This is a genomic window from Actinoplanes sp. GCM10030250 (assembly GCF_042666575.1).
Lineage (GTDB): Bacteria > Actinomycetota > Actinomycetes > Mycobacteriales > Micromonosporaceae > Actinoplanes.
This window is the reverse complement of the sequence record NZ_JBHTDO010000035.1, coordinates 84117-104361: the sequence shown is the minus strand read 5'-3', so window position 1 is coordinate 104361 and position 20245 is coordinate 84117. Positions and strand designations below refer to the sequence as shown.

22 protein-coding genes are annotated in these 20245 nt (G+C 71.4%); 15 read left to right on the top strand and 7 right to left on the bottom strand.

What is annotated here, in order from left to right:
- Window positions 1-129 precede the first annotated feature (129 nt).
- A complete protein-coding gene (locus ACFQV6_RS34480; RefSeq protein ID WP_378031852.1) occupies window positions 130-1008 on the bottom strand; it encodes a universal stress protein in 879 nt (292 codons plus the stop codon).
- Window positions 1009-1077: 69 nt separating this feature from the next.
- A complete protein-coding gene (locus ACFQV6_RS34475) occupies window positions 1078-1548 on the bottom strand; it encodes a MarR family winged helix-turn-helix transcriptional regulator (protein WP_378031851.1) in 471 nt (156 codons plus the stop codon).
- Between the two features lie 169 nt (window positions 1549-1717).
- Here ACFQV6_RS34475 and glnII point away from each other — a divergent pair, with 169 nt between their 5' ends.
- The 4 genes from glnII to ACFQV6_RS34455 all read left to right on the top strand — a co-directional run bounded on the left by glnII (window position 1718) and on the right by ACFQV6_RS34455 (window position 4347).
- The gene (glnII, locus tag ACFQV6_RS34470) at window positions 1718-2725 is read left to right on the top strand and encodes a glutamine synthetase (RefSeq protein ID WP_378031850.1); all 1008 of its coding nucleotides are present in this window, start codon (window positions 1718-1720) and stop codon (window positions 2723-2725) included.
- A 54-nt stretch (window positions 2726-2779) separates the two neighbouring features.
- Window positions 2780-3541 carry an N-formylglutamate amidohydrolase gene (locus ACFQV6_RS34465; protein WP_378031849.1) on the top strand — a complete coding sequence of 254 codons (762 nt, stop codon included), beginning with the start codon at window positions 2780-2782 and terminating at the stop codon, window positions 3539-3541.
- 91 nt (window positions 3542-3632) lie between these two features.
- A complete protein-coding gene (locus ACFQV6_RS34460) occupies window positions 3633-3962 on the top strand; it encodes an STAS domain-containing protein (protein ID WP_378031848.1) in 330 nt (109 codons plus the stop codon).
- On the top strand, window positions 3955-4347 hold the full coding sequence (locus tag ACFQV6_RS34455; RefSeq protein WP_378031847.1) for an ATP-binding protein: 393 nt from the start codon (window positions 3955-3957) through the stop codon (window positions 4345-4347). The genes ACFQV6_RS34460 and ACFQV6_RS34455 overlap by 8 nt, the downstream gene beginning before the upstream one ends.
- Window positions 4348-4697: 350 nt before the next feature.
- Here ACFQV6_RS34455 and ACFQV6_RS34450 read toward each other — a convergent pair whose 3' ends face one another.
- Together ACFQV6_RS34450 and rho are read right to left on the bottom strand one after the other, a co-directional pair.
- A complete protein-coding gene (locus ACFQV6_RS34450; protein WP_378031846.1) occupies window positions 4698-6200 on the bottom strand; it encodes a PP2C family protein-serine/threonine phosphatase in 1503 nt (500 codons plus the stop codon).
- Between the two features lie 151 nt (window positions 6201-6351).
- Window positions 6352-7497 carry a transcription termination factor Rho gene (rho, locus tag ACFQV6_RS34445; RefSeq protein ID WP_378031845.1) on the bottom strand — a complete coding sequence of 382 codons (1146 nt, stop codon included), beginning with the start codon at window positions 7495-7497 and terminating at the stop codon, window positions 6352-6354.
- A 217-nt stretch (window positions 7498-7714) separates the two neighbouring features.
- Here rho and ACFQV6_RS34440 point away from each other — a divergent pair, with 217 nt between their 5' ends.
- From ACFQV6_RS34440 to ACFQV6_RS34430, 3 genes are all read left to right on the top strand, one after another.
- Window positions 7715-8158 (top strand): helix-turn-helix domain-containing protein, encoded by a 444-nt coding sequence (locus tag ACFQV6_RS34440; protein ID WP_378031844.1) that lies wholly within the window; start codon window positions 7715-7717, stop codon window positions 8156-8158.
- Between the two features lie 166 nt (window positions 8159-8324).
- Window positions 8325-9212, top strand: coding sequence for a L,D-transpeptidase (locus ACFQV6_RS34435; RefSeq protein WP_378031843.1), 888 nt, complete (start codon window positions 8325-8327; stop codon window positions 9210-9212).
- 22 nt (window positions 9213-9234) lie between these two features.
- On the top strand, window positions 9235-10236 hold the full coding sequence (locus tag ACFQV6_RS34430) for an LLM class flavin-dependent oxidoreductase (RefSeq protein ID WP_378031842.1): 1002 nt from the start codon (window positions 9235-9237) through the stop codon (window positions 10234-10236).
- Between the two features lie 19 nt (window positions 10237-10255).
- Here ACFQV6_RS34430 and ACFQV6_RS34425 read toward each other — a convergent pair whose 3' ends face one another.
- Both ACFQV6_RS34425 and ACFQV6_RS34420 read right to left on the bottom strand, forming a co-directional pair.
- On the bottom strand, window positions 10256-11422 hold the full coding sequence (locus ACFQV6_RS34425) for a sensor histidine kinase (RefSeq protein WP_378031841.1): 1167 nt from the start codon (window positions 11420-11422) through the stop codon (window positions 10256-10258).
- The gene (locus ACFQV6_RS34420; protein ID WP_378031840.1) at window positions 11419-12075 is read right to left on the bottom strand and encodes a response regulator transcription factor; all 657 of its coding nucleotides are present in this window, start codon (window positions 12073-12075) and stop codon (window positions 11419-11421) included. Before ACFQV6_RS34420 ends, ACFQV6_RS34425 begins: the two co-directional genes overlap by 4 nt.
- A 117-nt stretch (window positions 12076-12192) precedes the next feature.
- Between ACFQV6_RS34420 and ACFQV6_RS34415 the strand changes: the two genes are divergently transcribed.
- Genes ACFQV6_RS34415 through ACFQV6_RS34400 form a run of 4 tightly spaced genes read left to right on the top strand, consistent with a single transcriptional unit; the run spans window position 12193 to window position 15579 of the window.
- On the top strand, window positions 12193-12687 hold the full coding sequence (locus ACFQV6_RS34415) for a hypothetical protein (RefSeq protein ID WP_378031839.1): 495 nt from the start codon (window positions 12193-12195) through the stop codon (window positions 12685-12687).
- A complete protein-coding gene (locus tag ACFQV6_RS34410; RefSeq protein WP_378031838.1) occupies window positions 12684-13730 on the top strand; it encodes an efflux RND transporter periplasmic adaptor subunit in 1047 nt (348 codons plus the stop codon). The genes ACFQV6_RS34415 and ACFQV6_RS34410 overlap by 4 nt, the downstream gene beginning before the upstream one ends.
- A complete protein-coding gene (locus ACFQV6_RS34405; RefSeq protein WP_378031837.1) occupies window positions 13727-14392 on the top strand; it encodes an ABC transporter ATP-binding protein in 666 nt (221 codons plus the stop codon). The genes ACFQV6_RS34410 and ACFQV6_RS34405 overlap by 4 nt, the downstream gene beginning before the upstream one ends.
- Entirely contained in the window at window positions 14389-15579 is a 1191-nt protein-coding gene (locus ACFQV6_RS34400) for an ABC transporter permease (RefSeq protein WP_378031836.1), read from the top strand. Before ACFQV6_RS34405 ends, ACFQV6_RS34400 begins: the two co-directional genes overlap by 4 nt.
- Here ACFQV6_RS34400 and ACFQV6_RS34395 read toward each other — a convergent pair.
- On the bottom strand, window positions 15547-16191 hold the full coding sequence (locus ACFQV6_RS34395) for a TetR/AcrR family transcriptional regulator (protein ID WP_378031835.1): 645 nt from the start codon (window positions 16189-16191) through the stop codon (window positions 15547-15549). The two genes, ACFQV6_RS34400 and ACFQV6_RS34395, sit on opposite strands and share 33 nt — an antisense overlap.
- A 92-nt stretch (window positions 16192-16283) precedes the next feature.
- Between ACFQV6_RS34395 and ACFQV6_RS34390 the strand changes: the two genes are divergently transcribed.
- From ACFQV6_RS34390 to ACFQV6_RS34375, 4 genes are all read left to right on the top strand, one after another.
- Entirely contained in the window at window positions 16284-17432 is a 1149-nt protein-coding gene (locus ACFQV6_RS34390) for an acyl-CoA dehydrogenase family protein (protein WP_378031834.1), read from the top strand.
- Between the two features lie 29 nt (window positions 17433-17461).
- The gene (gene fabG, locus ACFQV6_RS34385) at window positions 17462-18211 is read left to right on the top strand and encodes a 3-oxoacyl-ACP reductase FabG (protein ID WP_378031833.1); all 750 of its coding nucleotides are present in this window, start codon (window positions 17462-17464) and stop codon (window positions 18209-18211) included.
- A gap of 24 nt (window positions 18212-18235) precedes the next feature.
- Window positions 18236-19393 carry an acyl-CoA dehydrogenase family protein gene (locus tag ACFQV6_RS34380; protein ID WP_378031832.1) on the top strand — a complete coding sequence of 386 codons (1158 nt, stop codon included), beginning with the start codon at window positions 18236-18238 and terminating at the stop codon, window positions 19391-19393.
- Window positions 19394-19604: 211 nt separating this feature from the next.
- Complete coding sequence (locus ACFQV6_RS34375) at window positions 19605-20180, top strand: hypothetical protein (protein WP_378031831.1); 576 nt, start codon at window positions 19605-19607, stop codon at window positions 20178-20180.
- Window positions 20181-20245: the final 65 nt, after the last annotated feature.

Sequence of the window (20245 nt, the reverse complement as noted above, 5' to 3'; positions counted from 1 at the left end):
GCGCCGGTCATCCCGTGCGCAATCCGACCAGCTTTCCGGCACGCCTCAGCGGTGCGCGGGCTCGGACGGCGCAGGCTTGGTGGGCGCGATCCACTCTAGGAGCGAATCCGAGGGAATTTCGGCGAAATGTCAGAAGCGGATCGCGGGCCGGGCGCTGTGCACGAGGGCGATGCTGCACCGGGCCCGGTGCAGCAGATGGCGGCCGATCGACGGGCGCAGGGCCACCCGCAGCGCCCGGCGGATCCGGGCGCCGGCCACCACGAGCTGGGCGCCCGCGGCGGCCTCGGCGAGCACCTCACCCGGCGGGCCCACCATGATCTCGGTGGTCACCGGCACCTGCGGGAAGCGCTGCCGCCAGCACGCGACGATCTCGTCCAGCCGCCGGTGCCGGGCGGCCACCGCCGCCAGGTTGGCGTCCGACAGCAGGTCACGGCCGCCGTCCGGCGCGGGCCAGCCGTGCACCGCACGCAGCGGTACGCCCCGCACAGCCGCCTGCTCGAACGCGAACCGCAGCACCAGTCCGGCGGTGGGCGAGTCGTTCACGCCGGCCACCACCGGATCGGTCGTACGAGGTTCGCCGCGCACCACCACGACCGGGCAACGGGCGTGTGCACTGACCGAGGCGCTGGTCGAACCGAGCAGATTGCGGACCGCGGAGTGGCGCGGACCGCCCACCACGAGCAGGCCGGCGTCGGCACCCCGCTGGGTGAGGGCCACGGCGGCCGTACCGTGCTCGACGCGCGACCGGACGCGGACGAACGGATGGGAGTCCCCGGCGGCGGCGATCGCCTTGCCGAGCATGTCCCCGACGGCGTCATCCGTCTCGGAGTCGGGATAGACCGCGGCCGCCGGCATCATCGCCGCGGCGGGTACGTAGGTGGGCCACTCGTAGGCGTACAGCAGCTCGACCGGCGCATCGATGCGCTGCGCCTCGTCCAGCGCCCAGCGGGCAGCCTTCCGTGCGGCCGGTGAGCCGTCGTACCCCACGACGATCCTCGGAGTGGGCAAGGTGAGCCTCCTCACATTCCTCCCCTGATCGTGGTGTGTGAACGGCTGTTCGAGCAAGGGGAGAAAGGCTCAGCTCTCGTCGCGGTTTGCCACCCGCGACCCGGCGAGCTCCTCCAGCCACGGTTCGACGACCTCGTCGAGGAGGGCGGCCAGGGCGGCGGCGGAACCGGTGGAGAGCGGCGCGAAAGGCGCACCGAGGGCCTCGCGTGCGACCGAGGTGGCCTGCGTGATGACCGTTCGGCCCTCCGCGGTCGGGCAGAGCCAGATGCGGCGCCGGTCCTGCCCGTCACGTTCGCGCTCGATCAGGCCCGCCTTTTCCAGCCGATCGGCCAGCGGGGTGATCGAGGACTGCTGCACCGAGAGGAGCCGGGCCAGCGCGCTGCCGGTCAGGCCCTCGTGCTGGCCGAGCACATAGAGGGCGAGCAGGTCGGTCGACGGCATTCCGGCATCGGCGGCGGCGTCCTCGACGGCGGTCTGCACCAGTCGGCCGGCCTGCAGGAGCAGGTAGCCGAGTTCCCGGCCGGCGGGGGAGCGGGTCACGAATACTTCATCGGCTGAAATATCCGGCTGCTGAAGTGCCGCGTTGCTTTGTTTCGGCGAGACGGGGATCACGTGTCCGGTGTACGGGATCGGAAACGTGGATTTGATCTTCGGTGGTTAGCCTCCGGGCGCTGTTTCGCCTATTTCGCTTTCCCTGGAGGGGGCATTCATGGCTGTCAAGGCCGAATATCTGTGGATCGACGGTACCGAGCCCACCGCCAAGCTCCGGTCCAAGACCAAGGTTCTGGCTGACGGCGCAGAGCCCCCGATCTGGGGCTTCGACGGCTCCAGCACCAACCAGGCGCCCGGCGACAAGTCGGACTGCGTGCTCCAGCCGGTCTTCACGTGTCCCGACCCCATCCGTGGGGGCAACAACATCATCGTGCTCTGCGAGGTGCTGCTGATCGACGGCACCGCGCACCCGACCAACACCCGGGCGGCCTGCGCCGCGACCGCCGCCGAGTATGGCGACCAGGAGTCCATCTTCGGCATCGAGCAGGAATACACGTTCTTCAAGGACGGCCGCCCGCTCGGCTTCCCGGTCGGCGGCGGCTATCCCGCCCCGCAGGGTGGCTACTACTGCGGCGTCGGCTCGGACGAGGTCTTCGGCCGTGACATCGTCGAGGCGCACATGGACGCCTGCCTCGAAGCCGGACTGCACCTGTCCGGCATCAACGCCGAGGTCATGCCGGGACAGTGGGAGTTCCAGATCGGCCCGGTCGCCGCGCCGCAGGTCGCCGACGAGCTGTGGGTCGCCCGCTGGCTGCTCTACCGCATCGCCGAGGACTACGGCGTGTCCGCCACGCTCGACCCGAAGCCGGTCAAGGGTGACTGGAACGGTGCCGGCGCGCACACGAACTTCTCCACCGGGGCGATGCGGGAGAACTACGACGCGATCATCACCGCCTGTGAGGCGCTCGGCAAGAAGCGCCAGGAGCATGTGGAGGGGTACGGCGCGGGGATCGACCAGCGGCTGACCGGGTTGCACGAGACGGCGCCGTGGACCGAGTACAGCTACGGCGTGTCCGACCGGGGCGCCTCGGTGCGTATCCCGTGGCAGGTGGAGAAGGACGGCAAGGGGTACATCGAGGACCGGCGGCCGAACGCCAACTGTGACCCGTATGTGGTCACGCGGCTGATCATCGACACCTGCTGCTCGGCGCTCGCTGCGGCCTGATGTTCCTGCGCGGGGTCCGGCTTTTTGTCGGACCCCGCGCGTAGCCTTCGCGGCGTGGCATTCGAGATGGTGGCCGGGGATCCGGCGTCGGCGGTGATCCTGCACGTTCCGCACTCGTCGCGGGCGGTTGTCGAGTCCGGGCTGGTCGTCGACGGGTTCGAGCTGGCCGAGGAGCTTGATCACCTCACCGACGCGCACACCGACGTCATCGCCCTGCGCGCCGCCGGGGCCGCGGGACGCCGGCCGTGGCTCTTCGTGAACCGGCTGTCGCGGCTGGTCGTCGACCCGGAGCGGTTCCCGGACGAGACCGAGGAGATGCTCAAGGCCGGGATGGGGCCGGTCTACACCCAGGGGTTCGCCGGGCGCAGGCTGCGTGATGACGAGCCGGGCCTTCTGGAAGAGCACTTCTTTCCGTACGGGGAAGCGTTCACCTCCCTGGTCGACGAGCGACTGGCCGCCGTCGGACGGGCGGTTGTCGTCGACGTCCACTCGTACCCGACGGTTCGCCTGCCGTACGAGTTGCACGGCGACGGGCCGCGACCGCCTATCTGCCTCGGTACCGACAGCGTGCACACACCGGACTGGCTGACCGCTGCCGCACAGCGAGCCTTCGCCGTCATCGGCGAGGTCCGGCTGAACACACCGTTCGCCGGCACCTATGTTCCGCGGGCCCATTGGGGCGTGAACACCGAGGTCACGTCGCTGATGGTGGAGATCCGCCGCGATCAGTACATGCGGGAACCCGGAGGTGAACCCACCGCCGGGCTGGCCCCGCTCGCCCGGGCCCTCGCGACATTGATCGACGCGGTGCCCTGATGGGATTACACGGGTAGCGGCGTTCCGGCCGTCCGGGTGACATGATGGGGCCCGGCAGACTGGCCATTGCGGCGAAAGGGTACGGCAGTCGATGGCGAACTTCGAGGCGCGGACCTCCGCCGGACCCGGGCGGATCACCGTTACCCTCGCCGGGGAGTGCGACCTGTCCACCCGTGAGCATCTCACCGCGATCCTGCTCGACGCGGTGCACCGGGCCAAGGCGGTTTTCGTCGACCTGGCCGGCCTGACGTTCCTCGACTCGAGCGGGGTGCACAGCCTGATCACCGCCCATCACGCCGCGAAACAACGGGACGCCCGGGTCTACGTGATCAACGCGACGGGTGCGGTGGCGGTCGTGCTCGAACTGACCGGCCTCGACTCCCTGCTGCGCGCCCCGGCCGAAGACCACCGCCATGTCTGAGACGACCGGATCCGAGACCACCGACGGTATGTCGTATGCGGAGCCCGACGACCTGCGGGCGGTGCGGGTGTTCGTGACGGAGCGGGCGCGGGCGCTCGGGCTGTCCGAGAATCGCATCGACGTGCTGACGCTCGCGGTGAGTGAGCTGACGACGAACACGTTGCAGCACACGGCGGGTGGAGGGCACATCCGGGTGTGGGCCGAGGATGGGCGGCTGGTGTGCGACGTGGTGGACGGTGGTGAGGAGCGGCCGTTCGGGCGGGCGATGCCGGCGGCTGAGGCGCTTCGCGGGCGGGGGCTGGCGATCGTGGAGCGGATCTGCGACGCGGTTTTCACGGCGGCGGTGCCGGGCGGCACGCTGGTCCGCATCTGCCTCGACTTCTGAGCCGTTTTTCCGCCGCTTTCCGCGCCGGACTTTCCGCTGCTGTTCTGAGCCGGCCTTCCCGCCGCTCCGCTGAGCTGGATTGCCTCCCTTCCGCCGGTTGGTCGTCAAGGTGCCGGCGCTGCGGGGTGGTAGGTGCACACGTTGGGGTTGGGTGCGAGCTGATGTGGCCCCTGGCGTTGGTAGGGGCGCGCGGACGGGTTGTGTGTGCGCTGGTTGGCCCTCGGCGGCGGCCGGTGGCGTGGGCAGGCGCACACGGTGAGCGCTGGGTGGGACGGGCGGCGACTCGAGGGCGCGCGGCTGCGGGTCTGGGTGGGGCGGGCCGGGTGGGGCGGGTCAGGGCGGGGCGGGGATTACGGGATTACGTGGATGGTGAGGGTGCAGGTGTCGTCGTGGGGGCTGGGGGCGTGCAGGAGCCGCTGCAGGCGGGGTAGCGGATCGGGGCCCGGGTCGGCGGAGATGGTGGAGAGGTGGGTTCGGACCTCGGCGGCTCGGGCGAAGAGGTCGGGGGAGCGGCGTTCGACGAGGCCGTCGGTGTAGAAGAGGACCAGGTCGCCGGGGGACAGGGCGGCCTCGGCGACGGGGAAGGTCTCGTCGGGTTCGGCGCCGAGCAGCAGGCCCGGCGGGCGGTCGAGTTCGCTGCTCACGCCGGCGCGGGCGAGCAGGGGTGGCAGGTGGCCGGCGCGGGCCCAGGTGAGCCGCCGGGTGCGCGGGTCGTGGACGGCGATCAGGGCGGTGCCGGTGATGCCGAGCTGGACGCTGAGGCGGTTCATGTGGCGGAGCAGCTCGTCAGGCGCGCGGATGCCGATCGACAGCCAGGCGACGAGCGCGAACCGTAGATGCGCCATGCCGCTGGCGGCTTCCAGCCCGTGCCCGGCCACGTCACCGATGGCGAGGATCACCAGGCCGTCGGGCAGGGTCTCCGCGTGGTACCAGTCGCCGCCCACCTGCAGGGCGCTGCCGGCCGGCAGGTAGCTGACCATCGCCTCCAGCCCGGCGAGCGGGAACTCCTCGGCGGGCACCGGCTGGATCATGTTCTGCAGCTGGCCGGCCAGCCGGTGCTCGGCGAGTGCTGTCATCTCGCGGCTGCGCAGCTTGTCGCTGAGGGACTCGATCTCGGTACGCGAGTCCACCCGCGACGTCACGTCCTGCACCACGCCGTAGATCTTGACGGGTTTTCCCGCCGCGTCGCGGGCCACGTCGGAGAGGATGCGCAGGTGCTTGACCTCGTCCCCGATCCGGAACCGGACGGTGACGTCGGAGGTGGCGCCGCTGTCGAGGGTCTGCCACGCGGTCTCGGCGATGCCCCGGTCCTCGGGCAGCATGGCGCGGGCCTGCTCGACGCGGGTGAGCGGGCCCGTCCCCGGGTCCCGGCCGAAGATCCGATACATCCCCGGTGACCAGGCGGTGGAGCCGTCGGTCAGGTCGTACTCCGACCAGCCGAGGCTGCCCAGCGCCTCGGTGTGCTCCAGCCGGCGCTGAGACTCGTCCCGGCGCTGCCACCAGACCAGCAGACCGCCGAGCACCCGGTGGACGCTGACCTCGAAGCGGGACTCGGCGACGACGCCGGCGCGACTCTCCTCGTACCGGAACTCGCTGAGCCGGCCGGGGACACCGCTGCGGAGGACCTCGCCGTACATGCCCCAGAGCTTGCCGCCCACCATGGACGGGTAGAGCTCGCTGAGCCGGCCGTCGACCCGCTGCGACCCGCGGCCGTAGATGTCGCGGATCTGATCGCTGGTGGCGGCGATGCGGAAGTCGACCACGTCGCCCGTGGGACTGTGCACCGGCAGCAGCCAGGTGCACCCCGCCGGGATCGCGGCGAGCAACTCACGGACCGCAGCCTCATCCGCCATCGGTTCAGGGTATCGGCGCCACCGGCCGCACGGGCAAGCACGCGCCCGCTTCACCCGAGCCGGTCGATGCGCGCTGCGTGACATGACGGCTGTATGGCCCCGGGAGTGGCGGCTCTGGAGGATCAAGAGCTTGCACGGAAGATCAAGAGCTTTAGGCGTACGGAAGAGAAGCCGCGATCCTGCGCAGAAAGGCCGCGTTCCCGGGGGTGGTTCGCAGTTGCTTCAGCAGCTGGTCCAGGCTCCCGCGCCGGTCGGCACCGGTGAGCGCGCGCCGCACCTGGCCGGTGATCGCCAGCTCGGTCGGCGTGAGCAGTGCCTCGTCGTGCCGGGTGCCGCTCGCCGCCACGTCGATGGCCGGGAAGACGCGTGCCTCGGCGAGGCCGCGGTCCAGTTTGAGTTCGGCGTTTCCGGTGCTCTTGAACTCCTCGAAGATCAGCGTGTCCATCTGGGAGCCGTTCTCGACGAGCGCGGTCGCGATGATGGTGAGCGAACCGCCGCCCTCCAGGGCACGGGCGGCGCCGAGCAGCTGCTTCGGCGGGTGCAGGGCGGTGGAGTCGAGACCGCCGGACAGGGTGCGGCCACGGCCCGGCGCCACCAGGTTGTACGCCCGGCCCAGCCGGGTGATCGAGTCGAGCAGCAGGACTACGTCGCGGCCCTGCTCAACGAGGCGCTTGGCGCGTTCGACGGCGAGTTCGGCGAGCGCGGTGTGCTCCCGCGGCGGCCGGTCGAAGGTGGCCGCGACAACCTCGCCGCTCACCGTGCGGCGCATGTCGGTGACCTCTTCCGGTCGTTCGTCGACCAGCACGGTCATCAAGTGGCACTCGGGATGGTTGCGGCTGATCGCGCCGGCGATCTGCTGGAGCACCGTGGTCTTGCCGGCCTTCGGCGGTGCCACGATCAGGGCGCGCTGTCCCTTGCCGATCGGCATCACCAGGTCGATGACGCGGGTGGCGAGCAGGCCCGGCTCGGTCTCCAGGCGCAGGCGGTCGTGCGGGTACACCGGGGTGAGCTGGTAGAAGCCGCGGCGCGGGCCGGGCGGGCGGCCGTTGATCTCGGCGACCTGGAGCCGGGCCGGGCGCTGGCCGGAGACCTCGGCGACGCCGGTGATCCGGTCACCGCGGCGCAGGCCGAGACGACGAATCTCCGCCGGGGACACCGGGATGTCGGCGGGGCCGGGCAGGTAGCCGTCGGCGCGCAGCCAGGCGCGGTCGTCGACGATGTCGAGCAGGGCGTCGACGGCGACGTGCTCCGGGGGAGAGGGGTTACGGGTACGGGTACGGGTGGCGACAGTGGTCACCTGGTTCTCCTAGGGTTTTCGGACGGTTGACAGCGGTGCGGGATGGGAGAAGCAGCGCCTGAGATGCGCGTGCGGGAAAGCCGCTGAGCGGCTTGGAGAGTGGATCATCGGGGGCGAGATGGACGCCTGCATCCGGGATCCGGTGACGCCAACCGTAGCACCGGTCGGCCGTCTGGGCCATGATGGCAACCGGGCCACAGCTTCGAGGGGGACGGGCATGCCACTGTTGCGCCGGGTTATCGGGGCGGTTCTGCGGCGGGTTCGCCAGCATCAGGGCCGGACTCTGCGGGATGTCGCGGAGACGGCCGGTGTGTCGCTGCCGTACCTGTCGGAGGTGGAGCGCGGCACCAAGGAGGCGTCGTCGGAGGTGCTGGCGGCGATCTGCCGGGCGCTCGGGCTGCCGCTTCCGGAGCTGCTGGACGAGGTGCGCCGTGAGCTGCTGCGCCAGGCGCCGGCCCCGCGGATGGGCGGGCCGGCTACGGGTGTGTCTCGGGTGGGCGTGTCGCAGTTCGTCACCCAGCGCAGTCGTCCCGCGGGTGGGGCTGCGTCCGGGCCGCAGGTGCGTTGCGTGAGCGGGAGACTGCGCCGGGGGACGAGCGGTGGGCGGCCGCGGGCTGCCGTGCGGCTCGGGTGCGGCCGTGGTGTGACCGTTTTTGTTTAGGGCGCGCGATTGCCCGTACCCCTGAACGGGTGATCTTCACCAAGCCGTGCGCCGACGGCGAATGACGGTGGTATGCGCAGGTCGGCCGGAACTTTCCGGGCCGCACGGCGCGGAAAGGGCGAAGGTTCTTCATATCGGGCGCCCGGAGTGCGGCTACCCTGGTCGGGTGCCGAGCGACCTTCCCTCCGTGCGCCCGCGCTCCCGGGCCCGGGCCTACCTGCTGATGTCGGTGGTGGCCACCGTGCTCGTGGTCACCGGAGCGGCGGTCGGTCTGGCACGCGCCAACCACTCCGACCGCGCGTCCGGCGCCGACTGGGTCAGCCCCGCCGCCTCCGCGCCCTCGCCCGCCGTGAGCAGCGTGGCGCCACCGCGAGCCGTGCCGCCGCCCGGCGACCTGCCGGTCATCACGTATGCGAAGGGCCCGCGCGGCCTGCCCGCCGACGCCGGCGCCGACTCGGGGACCGTGCCCACCGAGGCGCTGCGCCCCACCGAGCGGATGGCGCTGTACGACGCACCCGGCGGCGAACCCCGCGCCTTCCTCCCGGCGAAGATCAGCGGGCTGCCGACGGTGGCGCCGATCGTCGCCCGCGAGAACGGCTGGGTCGCGATCCTCGCGCCGTCGGCGAACCAGCGCATCGGCTGGGTTCCGGAGCGGGACGTCCAGCCGGAACCGCTGCGCGATCACATCCTGGTCGACCTCAGCGAGCACCGGCTGACCTGGCTGCGCGACGGCGAGGAGCAGCAGAGCTGGAAGGTTTCCGTCGGCAGCGGCGAGACGCCGACACCGCCCGGCCGCACGTTCGTGATGGGCCGCACCGGGACGAGCGGGGAGATCTACGAGGGGCTCGACGCGCTGGTGCTCGGCTCGGTGCCGGAGAACCCGGAGAACCTCGTGGAGAGCCTGCAGGGCGCGCACACCGGCATCCACGCCTGGTCGAAGAAGAGCGCGTTCGGCCGCAGTGTCTCCAACGGTTGCGTACGGATGCCCGCCGCCGCCCAGCGTGTCCTGCTCGACGAGATCGACCCGGGAACGCCCGTCCTCGTCGTCGCCTGATCACAGGCGCTAGGGTCACCTCATGCTGCGCAAGCTGGGGTTCCTCACCATCGGCCTGTTCGACGAGTCGGATCCCCGCCGGGGCCACGAGTCGACCCTCGAGATCATCGAGCTCGGCGAGCGGCTGGGGTTCGACAGCGCCTGGCTGCGCCACCGGCACCTGCAGTACGGCATCTCCTCACCGATCGCCGTCCTAGCCGCCGCCTCGCAGCGCACCAGCCGCATCGACCTCGGCACCGCGGTGACACCCCTCGGCTGGGAGAACCCGCTACGCCTCGCCGAGGACCTGGCCACTGTCGACCTGCTCTCCGGCGGCCGTCTCAACCCCGGCATCAGCGTCGGCCCGCCGATGCACTACGAGCGCGTCAAGGACGCCCTCTATCCGGACACGGCCTCCGCGGAGGACTTCAGCTACGCGCGGGTCGAGCGGCTGCTCGCCGGTGTTCGCGGTGAGCCCGTCACGACGTTCCGCGGTTCCGAGGGCTTCGAGCAGTTCTCCGACCGGGTCCAGCCGCATTCGCCGGGTCTGGCCTCCCGCCTCTGGTACGGCGGTGGCAGTCTCCGGTCGGCCCAATGGGCCGGGGAGCACGGGATGAATTTCCTGACCAGCAGCGTGGTGAAGGCCGAGGAATCGCCGGACTTCGAGGCGATCCAGCTGTCGCACATCCGGGCGTTCCGGGCGTCTCACCCGGAGGGGGAGAAGGCCCGGGTGTCGCAGGGCCTGGTCGTCATTCCCACCGACTCCGCCACGCCCGCTCAGCGAGAGAAATATTCGGCGTACGCCTCGCAGCGGCTGCCCCGGACACTGTCCCCGCAGGGGCCGGCTCGGATGATGTTCGCACCGGATGTGGTGGGGTCGTCGGCGGAGATCGCCGAGCGGCTGGCGGCGCACGCGGCGTTCCGGGAGGTGGACGAGGTGGCGTTCGCCCTGCCGTTCACGTTCGAGCACGAGGATTACGTGCAGATCCTGACGGACATGGCGACGACGCTGGGGCCGGCTCTCGGCTGGAGCCCCGCGGCCTGATCGCCGGTCTTACCGCGGACTACGGCGGGGGAAGGGTGACGGTCACGATCAGGCCGCCGCCCTCGCGGGGCAGAGCCTCCACCGACCCCCCGTGCGCCCGCGCCACCGACCGCACGATCGACAATCCCAGCCCCGACCCCTTCCCCGACGACACCCGATCCCCGACAAGGCGGCGGAACGGCTCGAACAACCCCGGTAGCTCGTACGCCGGGACAGCGGGACCGGAATTGCTCACCGTCACCACAGCTCCCGGCCCGGTGGAGACCCGCACCCATCCGCCCGGCCCGCAGTTGTGCCGGATCCCGTTCTCCACGAGGTTCCGCACCAGCTGCTCCAGCAGGAGCCCGTCCCCGCGGGCCGCCGCCGGGTCGGCCGCCACCGTGACCTTGATGTCCGCCGACGACGCCTCGGCAGCGGCCTGCTCCACCACGTGCGACACCACATCGGCGAGGTCGAGGGGGGAGCGGGCGGCAAGCTCCTGTTCGGAGCGGGCCAGCAGCAGCAGGCCGTCGATCAGCTTCTCGTGCCGCGTGTTGATCTGCAGGAGGTCCTCGCCGAGGCGGAGCAGGTCGGCGGAGGCGTTGCGGCGGTGCATGGCGAGTTCGACGAGGGCCCGGTTGAGGGTGAGCGGGGTGCGCAACTCGTGGGAGGCGTTGGCGACGAAGCGGCGCTGCCCGTCGAAGGCGTGTTCGAGGCGCTCCACCATCCCGTCGAACGTGTCGGCCAGCTCTTTCACCTCGTCGTCCGGCCCGTGCAGGTTGATGCGCTTGCGGAGCCCCCGGTCGGCGGCGGGTGCGGCGGCGATGCGGCCGGCGGTCGCCGTGACCCGGTTCAGCGGTGCCAGCATGCGCCCGGCGACCAGCCAGCCGGAGAGGAACGCGGCCACACCGACCAGGAGCAGCGCGACCGAGCCCTGGACGAGCAGGGCGCCGGTGGCGGCGTCGACCAGGGTCTCGCGCTGCGCGGACAGCCACTGCCGGGCGGCTTCGCCGGTGAGGGTGGTCTCACCGTTGACGATGACCTGCCGCAGGTCACGGACGTGGGCGCCGGCGGGCAGCGGACCGACCGCGAAGCGCTCCCGGAAGAGCAGCAGGGTCACGGCGAGCAGCACGAACCCGGCGACCAGGAAGTGGCTGCCGTAGACGAGGGTGAGCCGCAGGCGCAGTGTGGGCCGGGGGAGCGTCATGAGATCCGGTACCCCACGCCGGGCAGGGTTTCGATCACCTGCGGGTCGCCGAGCTTGCGGCGCAGCTTGAGGATGGTGAGCCGGACCGCGCCGGTGAACGGGTCGACGTGCTCGTCCCACGCCTTCTCCAGCAACTGCTCGGCGGAGACCACCGTCCCGCCGGCCCGCAGCAGTTCGAAGAGCACCGCGAACTCCTTCTTCGACAGCGAGACGTACCGCCCGTCGCGGGTGACCTCGCGCCGGGCCGGGTCGAGGGTGATGCCGGCCAGGCGCAGCACCGGTGGGACCCCGGGGCGGGATCGGCGGCCCAGGGCCAGGACCCGGGCGGAGAGCTCCGGCAGGGCGAACGGTTTGGTGAGGTAGTCGTCGGCGCCGAGGGTGAGCCCGGCGACCCGGTCGCCCACCTCGGCCGCCGCCGTCAGCATGAGCACCCGGGCCTCGGCGCCGGTGGAGATCATCTGCCGGCACACGTCGTCGCCGTGCACCCGCGGCAGGTCCCGGTCGAGGATCACCACGTCGTAGTCGTTCACCGCGATCCGTTCCAGTGCGGCCGCGCCGTCGCCGGCCACGTCGACCGCGTGCGTCTCTTCGCGCAGCCACTCGGCGATCGCGCCGGCGAGCAGCCGCTCGTCCTCCACCACCAGGATCCGCATCCGCCCATGCTGCCAGCGACGGTGTTTCCGCGGTGTTGGCAAATCGGCAAACGCTCCGGAAACGCGCCGTCGCGTTGCATCCCACCCCGACAACGTTTCGGCGGAAGGGAATGGATCATGCGACGGAACCTGATGGTGCTGGCCGGTCTGGTGCTGGCCCTGGCCGGCTGTGCTGAGCCGGCCGAAAAGGCCGAGCCCGGGGCCGAGCCCGCGGCCGCGGCCTCGGCGGGAGCGAGCCTGGACCCGGACACCCGCAACCTGCGGTTCGCCGAGTGCCTGCGTGAACAGGGTCTCGACGTGCCCGATCCGAAGCCGGGCGAGGGCATGCGGATGAAGTTCGGGCCGGAGTCCGGTGGCCAGGAGAAGGTGCAGGCCGCCATGGAGGCCTGCCGGGAGTGGGCACCGACCGGCATGAACGACGGCGCCGGCAACCCGGATCCGGAACGCCAGGAGACCATGCGCGCGTATGCCCAGTGCATGCGGGACAACGGCGTCGAGACGTTCCCGGACCCCGAGGGCGGCATGATGCGCCTGGACGCGAGCGCCGGGGAGGATCCCGACTTCGGGGCCGCCGAGCAGAAGTGCGCCCCGGTGATGCAGGGCAAGAAGTGAGCCGCCGCACTGCCAAGATCGTCGCCGGGGCGGTCGCGGTCGTCTCCGCGGGCACGGCAGCGGTGCTGGCCGCGCGTCCCGGCGCGAGCGCCGAGGACGAGGCAGCCGGCCTGCTGCCACCGGCCACCGCGGAGATCGAACGTGGCACGTTGCGCGAGTCGGTGGAGGCCGACGGGGAGTTGGGGTACGGCCCGAAGCGCACCGCCTCCGCCAGAAGGCAGGGCACAGTCACCTGGCTCCCGGACAGCGGTGCCACCGTGACCCGCGGCAAGCCGCTCCACCGGATCGACGACGACCCGGCAATCCTCCTGTACGGGACGACCCCCGCCTACCGGGCGATGTCCCCGGGCGACGAGGGCCGCGACGTCGCCCAGCTCGAGAAGAACCTGACGGCCCTGGGCTACGACGGCTTCACCGCCGACGACGAGTACACGTCGTCGACCGCGAACGCCGTCGAGCGGTGGCAGGACGACATGGGCCTGCCCGAGACCGGTGTGGCCGAACTGGGCCAGGTCGTCTTCGCCCCGGGGGCCGTGCGCGTCGACACGCTGACCGCCGAGGAGGGCGCCGCCGTGGCCCCCGGGCAGCCGCTGCTCACCTGGACCGGCACCGAGAAGGTCGTCACCGTACGGCTGGACGTCGCCGACGCCGCCGTGGCGAAGACCGGCGCCCAGGTCTCGGTGACCCTTCCCGACGGCAAGCGGACCACCGGGAAGGTGACCGAGGTGGCCACCGTCATCGAGCCCGGTACCGGCCAGGACGCCGAGCCCACCACCGAGATCGAGGCGCAGGTGGCGATCACCGGGGCCCGCTCCGGCCCGGCCGCGGTCGGCGTCGTCTTCACCGCCGCCGAGCGCAGGGGCGTGCTCACCGTCCCGGTGGCCGCCCTGGTCGCCGCCCCCGGCGGTGGCTTCGGGGTCGAGATCGTCGAGGAGGTCACCACCCGGTACGTGCCGGTGAAGACCGGGCTCTTCGCCGGCGGCCGGGTGGAGATCACCGGCGACGGCCTGACCGAGGGCCTGACCGTGGGGATGCCGAAGTGATCGAGCTGAACGAGGTGAGCCGGTCCTATCCGGGCGGGGTGACCGCGCTGGACCGGGTGACCACCCGGATCGAGCACGGCGAGCTGACCGCGATCGTCGGCCCGTCCGGTTCCGGGAAGTCGACGATGCTGCACATCCTCGGCACCCTGGACCGTCCCACCGCGGGGACCGTCCTGGTGGACGGTCACGACGTCGCCGGCCTCTCCGACCGGCAGCTCTCCGCCTTGCGGGCCAGCCGGATCGGCTTCGTGTTCCAGCAGTTCCACCTGGCGGCCGGGACCAGCGCGCTGGACAACGTCGCGGACGGCCTGCTCTACCAGGGGATCCGCCGGGCCGAGCGGCGGCGGCGCGCCGCACAGACCCTGGAGCGGGTCGGCCTCGGGCACCGGCTGCGGCACGCGCCGCACGAGCTCTCCGGCGGTGAGCGGCAGCGGGTCGCCATCGCGCGCGCGGTGGCCGGGGACCCGCCGCTGCTGCTGGCCGACGAACCGACCGGCGCCCTCGACTCCCGTTCCGGCGACGAGGTGATGGAACTGCTGAGAAACCTGCACGCGGGGGGCACCACGGTCGTCGTGATCACTCACGACCGGGAGATCGCGGCAAGCCTGCCCCGGCAGATCCGCATGAAAGATGGGCAGATCCTGGACGGGCGGATCCGATGAAGCCGAAGAGGATGAGCGCCGCGGACGTACTGCGGGTCGGCGGGGTCGGCCTGCGAACGAGGCCGATGCGGGCGTTTCTCTCCGCGCTCGGCATCGCCATCGGCATCGCCGCCATGGTGGCAGTCGTCGGCATCTCGTCGTCGTCCGGGGCGGAGCTGGACCGTACGCTCTCCGCGCTCGGCACCAACCTGCTGACCGTCGGCCCCGGGCAGACCCTGCTCGGTGAGGAGGCGGAACTGCCGCTCGAGGCCGAGTCGATGATCGAGCGGGTGGACGGCGTCCAGGCGGTCACCGCGATCGGCCGGGTCAGCGACACGAGCGTCTACCGCTCCGAGCACATCCCGGAGGCGAAGACCGGCGGGATCGTCGCGTACGCGGCCCGCGGCGACCTGCTCGACACGGTCGGCGCCACCCTGCGCAGCGGGACCTGGATCAACGCCGCGACCGAGCGGTTCCCGTCGGTGGTGCTCGGCGCGGCCACCGCCGAGCGGCTCGGCATCGGATCCGCCGGCCCGGACACCCAGGTCGTGATCGGCGGCGTCCGGTTCACCGTGGTCGGGATCCTCGACACGGTGCCGCTGGCGAGCGAACTGGACGCCGCCGCGCTGATCGGCTGGCCGGCCGCGGCCCGCTGGCTGGACTTCGACGAGCACGCCACGACGGTCTACACCCGGTCCGTGGAGAGCCGCCTGGCGACGGTACGCGGGGTGCTCGCCGCCACCGCGAACCCGGCGGCCCCGAACGAGGTCGACGTGTCCCGACCGTCCGACGCGCTGGCCGCCAAGCAGGCCACGAGCCAGGCGTTCGCCGGACTGCTGCTCGGGGTCGGTGCGGTCGCGCTGCTGGTCGGTGGCGTCGGGGTGGCGAACACGATGGTGATCTCGGTACTCGAACGGCGCCCGGAGATCGGCCTGCGGCGGGCGCTGGGCGCCACCCGGGGGCAGGTCCGCACCCAGTTCCTCGCCGAGTCCCTGCTGCTGTCGGCACTGGGCGGGGCCGGGGGAGTGCTTCTGGGCTCGGTCGTGACGGTGAGCTATGCGGCGTACGAGAAATGGCCCTTCGTTCTCCCGGCCTGGTCCCTGGCCGGCGGCCTGGCCGCGACCCTGCTCATCGGCGGCCTCGCCGGTCTCTACCCGGCGGTGCGCGCGGCCCGCCTAGCTCCCACCGAAGCCCTGCAGGCGCCCTGACGCGAGGCGGGCGGCGAGGCCGTCGACGAACATGGTCAGGGCGAACTCGAAGCTGTCGCGGTCGACGCTCTCGGCGTGCTCGCGCAGCCGGTGGGCGTCGCCCAGCGCAGGATAGCGGTCCAGGTAGACCTGCACGTCGTCGACGAAACCGCGCGAGAACGACCCCATCGCCGCACCCACCACCAGGTATTTCGTGGACGCCCCGATCATCGTCGCGTCACGGGCCGGCCAGCCCGCCGCGACGAGCCCGCCGTGGACCGCGTCCGCGCGGCGCAGCGAGGCGTCCCGCTGCCCCGGACCGCGGGACAGGAACGGCACGATGTTCGGGTGTTCGGCCAGCGCCGCCCGGTAGGAGCGGGCCCAGCCGAACAGGCCCTCCCGCCAGCCCCGCGAGAACGCGCCGGTGTCCACCTTCTCGATGATCTCGCTGGCCACGTCGTCGAGGAGGTGTTCCTTGGTGGGGTAGTGGAAGTACAGCGCGGGGGCGCTGACGCCCAGCGCCGCGGCGAGTTTGCGCATGCTCAGGCCGTCGAGCCCGTCGCGGTCGATGATCTCGAGCGCGGCTGCCCGGATCCCGGTCCGGCTCAGTAGCGGGGTGGTGGGCCGAGGCATGTGGTGAACCCCAATGTTTGGACTGTCTAACGCTGTTAAGTTAGCATCCGCAGAGAAACCTGACAGCGTTCAGTTAACAACCGGGAGCCGCCGTGGACCTCACCCTGAGCGAGGAGCAGGAGCAACTCCGGACACTCGCCCGCGAGTGGGTCGACCGTGAGGTCGCCCCGCACGCCACCGAGTGGGACCGCGCCGAGCAGGTCGATCCGAAGATCGTCGGCAAGCTCGCGAGCCTGGGCTTTCTCGGTCTGGGCATCAGCGAGGACCTGGGCGGCTCGGGCGGGGACTTCCTCTCTTACGCGCTGATGATGGAGGAGCTCGGGCGTGGCGACACCTCGGTGCGCGGCATCGTCTCGGTCTCGCTCGGCCTGGTCGCCAAGAGCATCCAGGCCTACGGGTCGGATGATCAGAAGCAGCAGTGGCTGCCGGGCATGTGCGCCGGCGACACGCTCGGCTGCTTCGCGCTGACCGAGCCGGGCACCGGTTCCGACGCGGGTTCGCTGACCACCCGGGCGGTGCGCGACGGGGGCGACTGGGTGCTCAGTGGCGAGAAGATCTTCATCACCAACGGGACCTGGGCGAGCGTGGCGCTCGTTTTCGCGCGCACCGGAGGTCCGGGACCGAAAGGGATCACCGCCTTCCTGGTGCCGACCGATGCCGCCGGCTTCGGCCGGCGCGAGATCAAGGGGAAGCTCGGCCTGCGTGGTCAGGCGACGGCCGAGATCAACCTCGATGGGGTACGGGTGAGCGACGCCAACCGTCTCGGCGAGGAGGGCAAGGGGTTCCGGATCGCGATGTCAGCCCTGGACAAGGGGCGGATCGCGGTCGCCGCCGGCTCGGTCGGCTTGGCCCGGGGCTGCCTGGAGGCCGCGGTCGCCTACGCGACGGACCGCACCCAGTTCGGCAAGCCGATCGCCGGCTTCCAGCTGGTCCAGGAGATGCTCGCCGACATGGCGGTGGAGACCGACGCCGCCCGCCTGCTCGTGTGGCGCGCCGCCGACCTGGTGGACCGCGGTGCCGCCTTCGGCACCGAGGCGTCGATGGCCAAACTGTTCGCCACCGAGGCGGCGGTCAGGGCGGCCAACCAGGCGATCCAGGTCTTCGGGGGGTACGGCTACGTCGACGAGTTCCCGGTCGGCAAGGCCATGCGCGACGCCCGCGTGACCACCCTGTACGAGGGCACCAGCCAGATCCAGAAACTGCTCATCGGCCGTGCGCTGACCGGGATCAGCGCGTTCTGACCGTCTTTCCCTCAACGAGAGGATCTCCCATGAGTCGGGTCGCCATCGTCACCGGCGCCGCGCGGGGTATCGGCGCGGCCACCGCGCTGCAGTTCGCCGGTGAGGGCGCGGCGGTCGCCGTGCTCGACCTCGACGAGTCGGCGTGCGCCGCCGTCGTCGACCGGATCAAGGCGGGCGGTGGCACCGCTGTCGCGCTCGGCTGCGACGTGTCCGACGAGGCCCAGGTGGACGCCGCGATCGACAAGGTCGCGGCCGAGCTGGGCCGGGTGGACGTGCTCGTCAACAATGCCGGTGTGCTCCGCGACAACCTGCTGCATAAGATGTCCGGATCGGACTGGGACATCGTGATGAACGTGCACCTGCGGGGCGCGTTCCTGTGCAGCCGGGCGGCGCAGCGGCACATGGTTCCGCAGCGCTCCGGCAAGATCGTCAACACGTCGAGCGTCTCGGCCCTGGGCAACCGGGGGCAGGCCAACTACGCCGCCGCGAAAGCCGGGATCCAGGGCTTCACGCGTACGCTCGCGATGGAGCTGGGACCGTTCGGCATCAATGTCAACGCGGTGGCGCCCGGCTTCATCGTCACCGAGATGACCGACGCGACCGCCGCGCGGGTCGGGATCTCGTCCGAGGAGATGCAGGCCAAGGCTGCCGAGATCACCCCGCTGCGGCGGGTCGGCACACCCGGGGACGTGGCCCGGGTGGTTGCGTTCCTGGCCAGTGACGCCGCTTCGTTCGTCACCGGCCAGACCCTGTACGTCGACGGCGGCCGCCGTCTCTGATCGTCGTCTGTGATTGGACTACAAATGCGTCGCACCGTTTTCAACGAGGACCACGAAGCGTTCCGGCAGACCCTGCGGGAGTTCATCGAGGCCGAGGTCGTGCCCCGATACGACCAGTGGTTCACCGAGGGCGAGGTACCTCGCGACTTCTACAAGCAGCTCGCCGAGCTGGGCCTGTTCGGCATCGAGGTGCCGGAGGAGTACGGCGGCGCCGGCATCGACTCGTTCAAGTTCGCCGCGATCCAGACCGAGGAGACCACCCGGGCCGGTGTCTCGTTCGGCGCGTCCGGGGCGCACGTGGCGCTCTGCCTGCCATACCTGCTGCAGCTCGGCACCGACGAGCAGAAGCAGCGCTGGCTGCCCGAGTTCGTCTCCGGCGACACCATGTACGCGATCGCCATGACCGAGCCCGGCACCGGCAGCGACCTGGCCGGCATGAGCACCACCGCCAAGCTCAGCGACGACGGCAGCCACTACATCCTGAACGGCGCGAAGACCTTCATCACCGGCGGTGTCCTCGCGGACCGGGTGATCGTCTGCGCCCGCACCTCCCCGCCGAAGCCCGACGACCGCCGGTACGGGATCTCGCTGCTCGTCGTCGACACCAAGGCCCCCGGGTACTCGGTCGGCCGCAAGCTCGACAAGCTCGGGCTGAAGACGTCCGACACCGCCGAGCTGGCGTTCGTCGACGTCAAGGTGCCGGTCGGGGACCTGCTCGGTGAGGAGAACCGTGGCTTCTCGTACCTCGGCCAGAACCTGCCGAAGGAGCGGCTGAGCATCGCCTACGGCGCGTACGCCCAGGCGGCGGCCGCGGTCCGGTTCGCCAAGCAGTACACCCAGGAGCGCAAGGTCTTCGGCCAGTCGGTCGCCTCGTTCCAGAACACCAAGTTCGAGCTGGCCGCCTGCCAGGCCGAGGTGGACGCGGCTCAGGCTGTCGCCGACCGTGCTCTGGAGGCGCTCGACCTCGGCGAGCTGACCGCTGCGGAGGCCGCGTCGGCGAAGCTGTTCTGCACCGAGGTGGCGCACCGCGTGATCGACCGGTGCCTCCAGCTGCACGGCGGGTACGGGTTCATCAACGAGTACCCGATCGCCCGCCTGTACGCCGACAACCGCGTCAACCGCATCTACGGCGGCACCTCCGAGGTGATGAAAATGATCATCGCGAAGGACATGGGCCTCTGAGTCCGCCCTGAGCCCTGTGGTGGATCCGCTCACGCCGCGGGTCCACCACGCCGCGGGTCCACCACGCCGCGGGTCCACCACGCCGCGGGTCCACCACGCCTCTGGCCCGTCGCGCCGGGTCCGCGCCGGTTCAGTGGGACCGCGCGCGCCCGGTCATGACGGGAATGGCCCGGAGCACTTCACGCCGTCTCACAACCCCTAGGCTTTCGGCATGGCGATTCTCCACAAGGCACAGATCACCCCCTCGAAGCTCGAGCTGCTCAGCTCGTGGCTGCCGCGGCAACCCTGGTACGACGGCCCGGCCGAGCCGGTGCTCGCCCGGGTGGCAGCCGCCCGCTTCGACGACCCGGAGGGTGAGGTCGGCATCGAGACCCTGCTGGTCCGTGCGGGGGACGGTCCGGTGCTGCACGTGCCGCTCACCTACCGGGGGGCGCCGCTCGCCGGTGCTGAGGAGTTCCTGGTCGGCACGACCCAGCACTCGGTTCTGGGGGAGCGCTGGGTTTACGACGGTACTGGTGACCCGGCCTACCTGGCGGAGGCCGCCCGGGTTATCCGGAAGAGTGGGCACCAAGCTGCCGAGCAGGTCGACACCGGCGGCGAGCTGGTGTCCCGTGATCCCGACCTGACGCTCAGCGGCAGTGGTTCGCCGGGCTCGGCCGGTCCGATCTCCGTGCAGGTGAACCGCATCCCGACCATCGCCGTCGACCCCGCCGACGAGGGCGTCCTGACCGGCTGCTGGTCCGGCCAGGAAACCCCCGTCGTCCTGGTCCACCTCCGCCGCAGCTAACCCCCACCGCACCTCCCCGGCTGGCGCCCAGCGGGGGTATTCCGGCCCGCAAGGCACCCCTCACG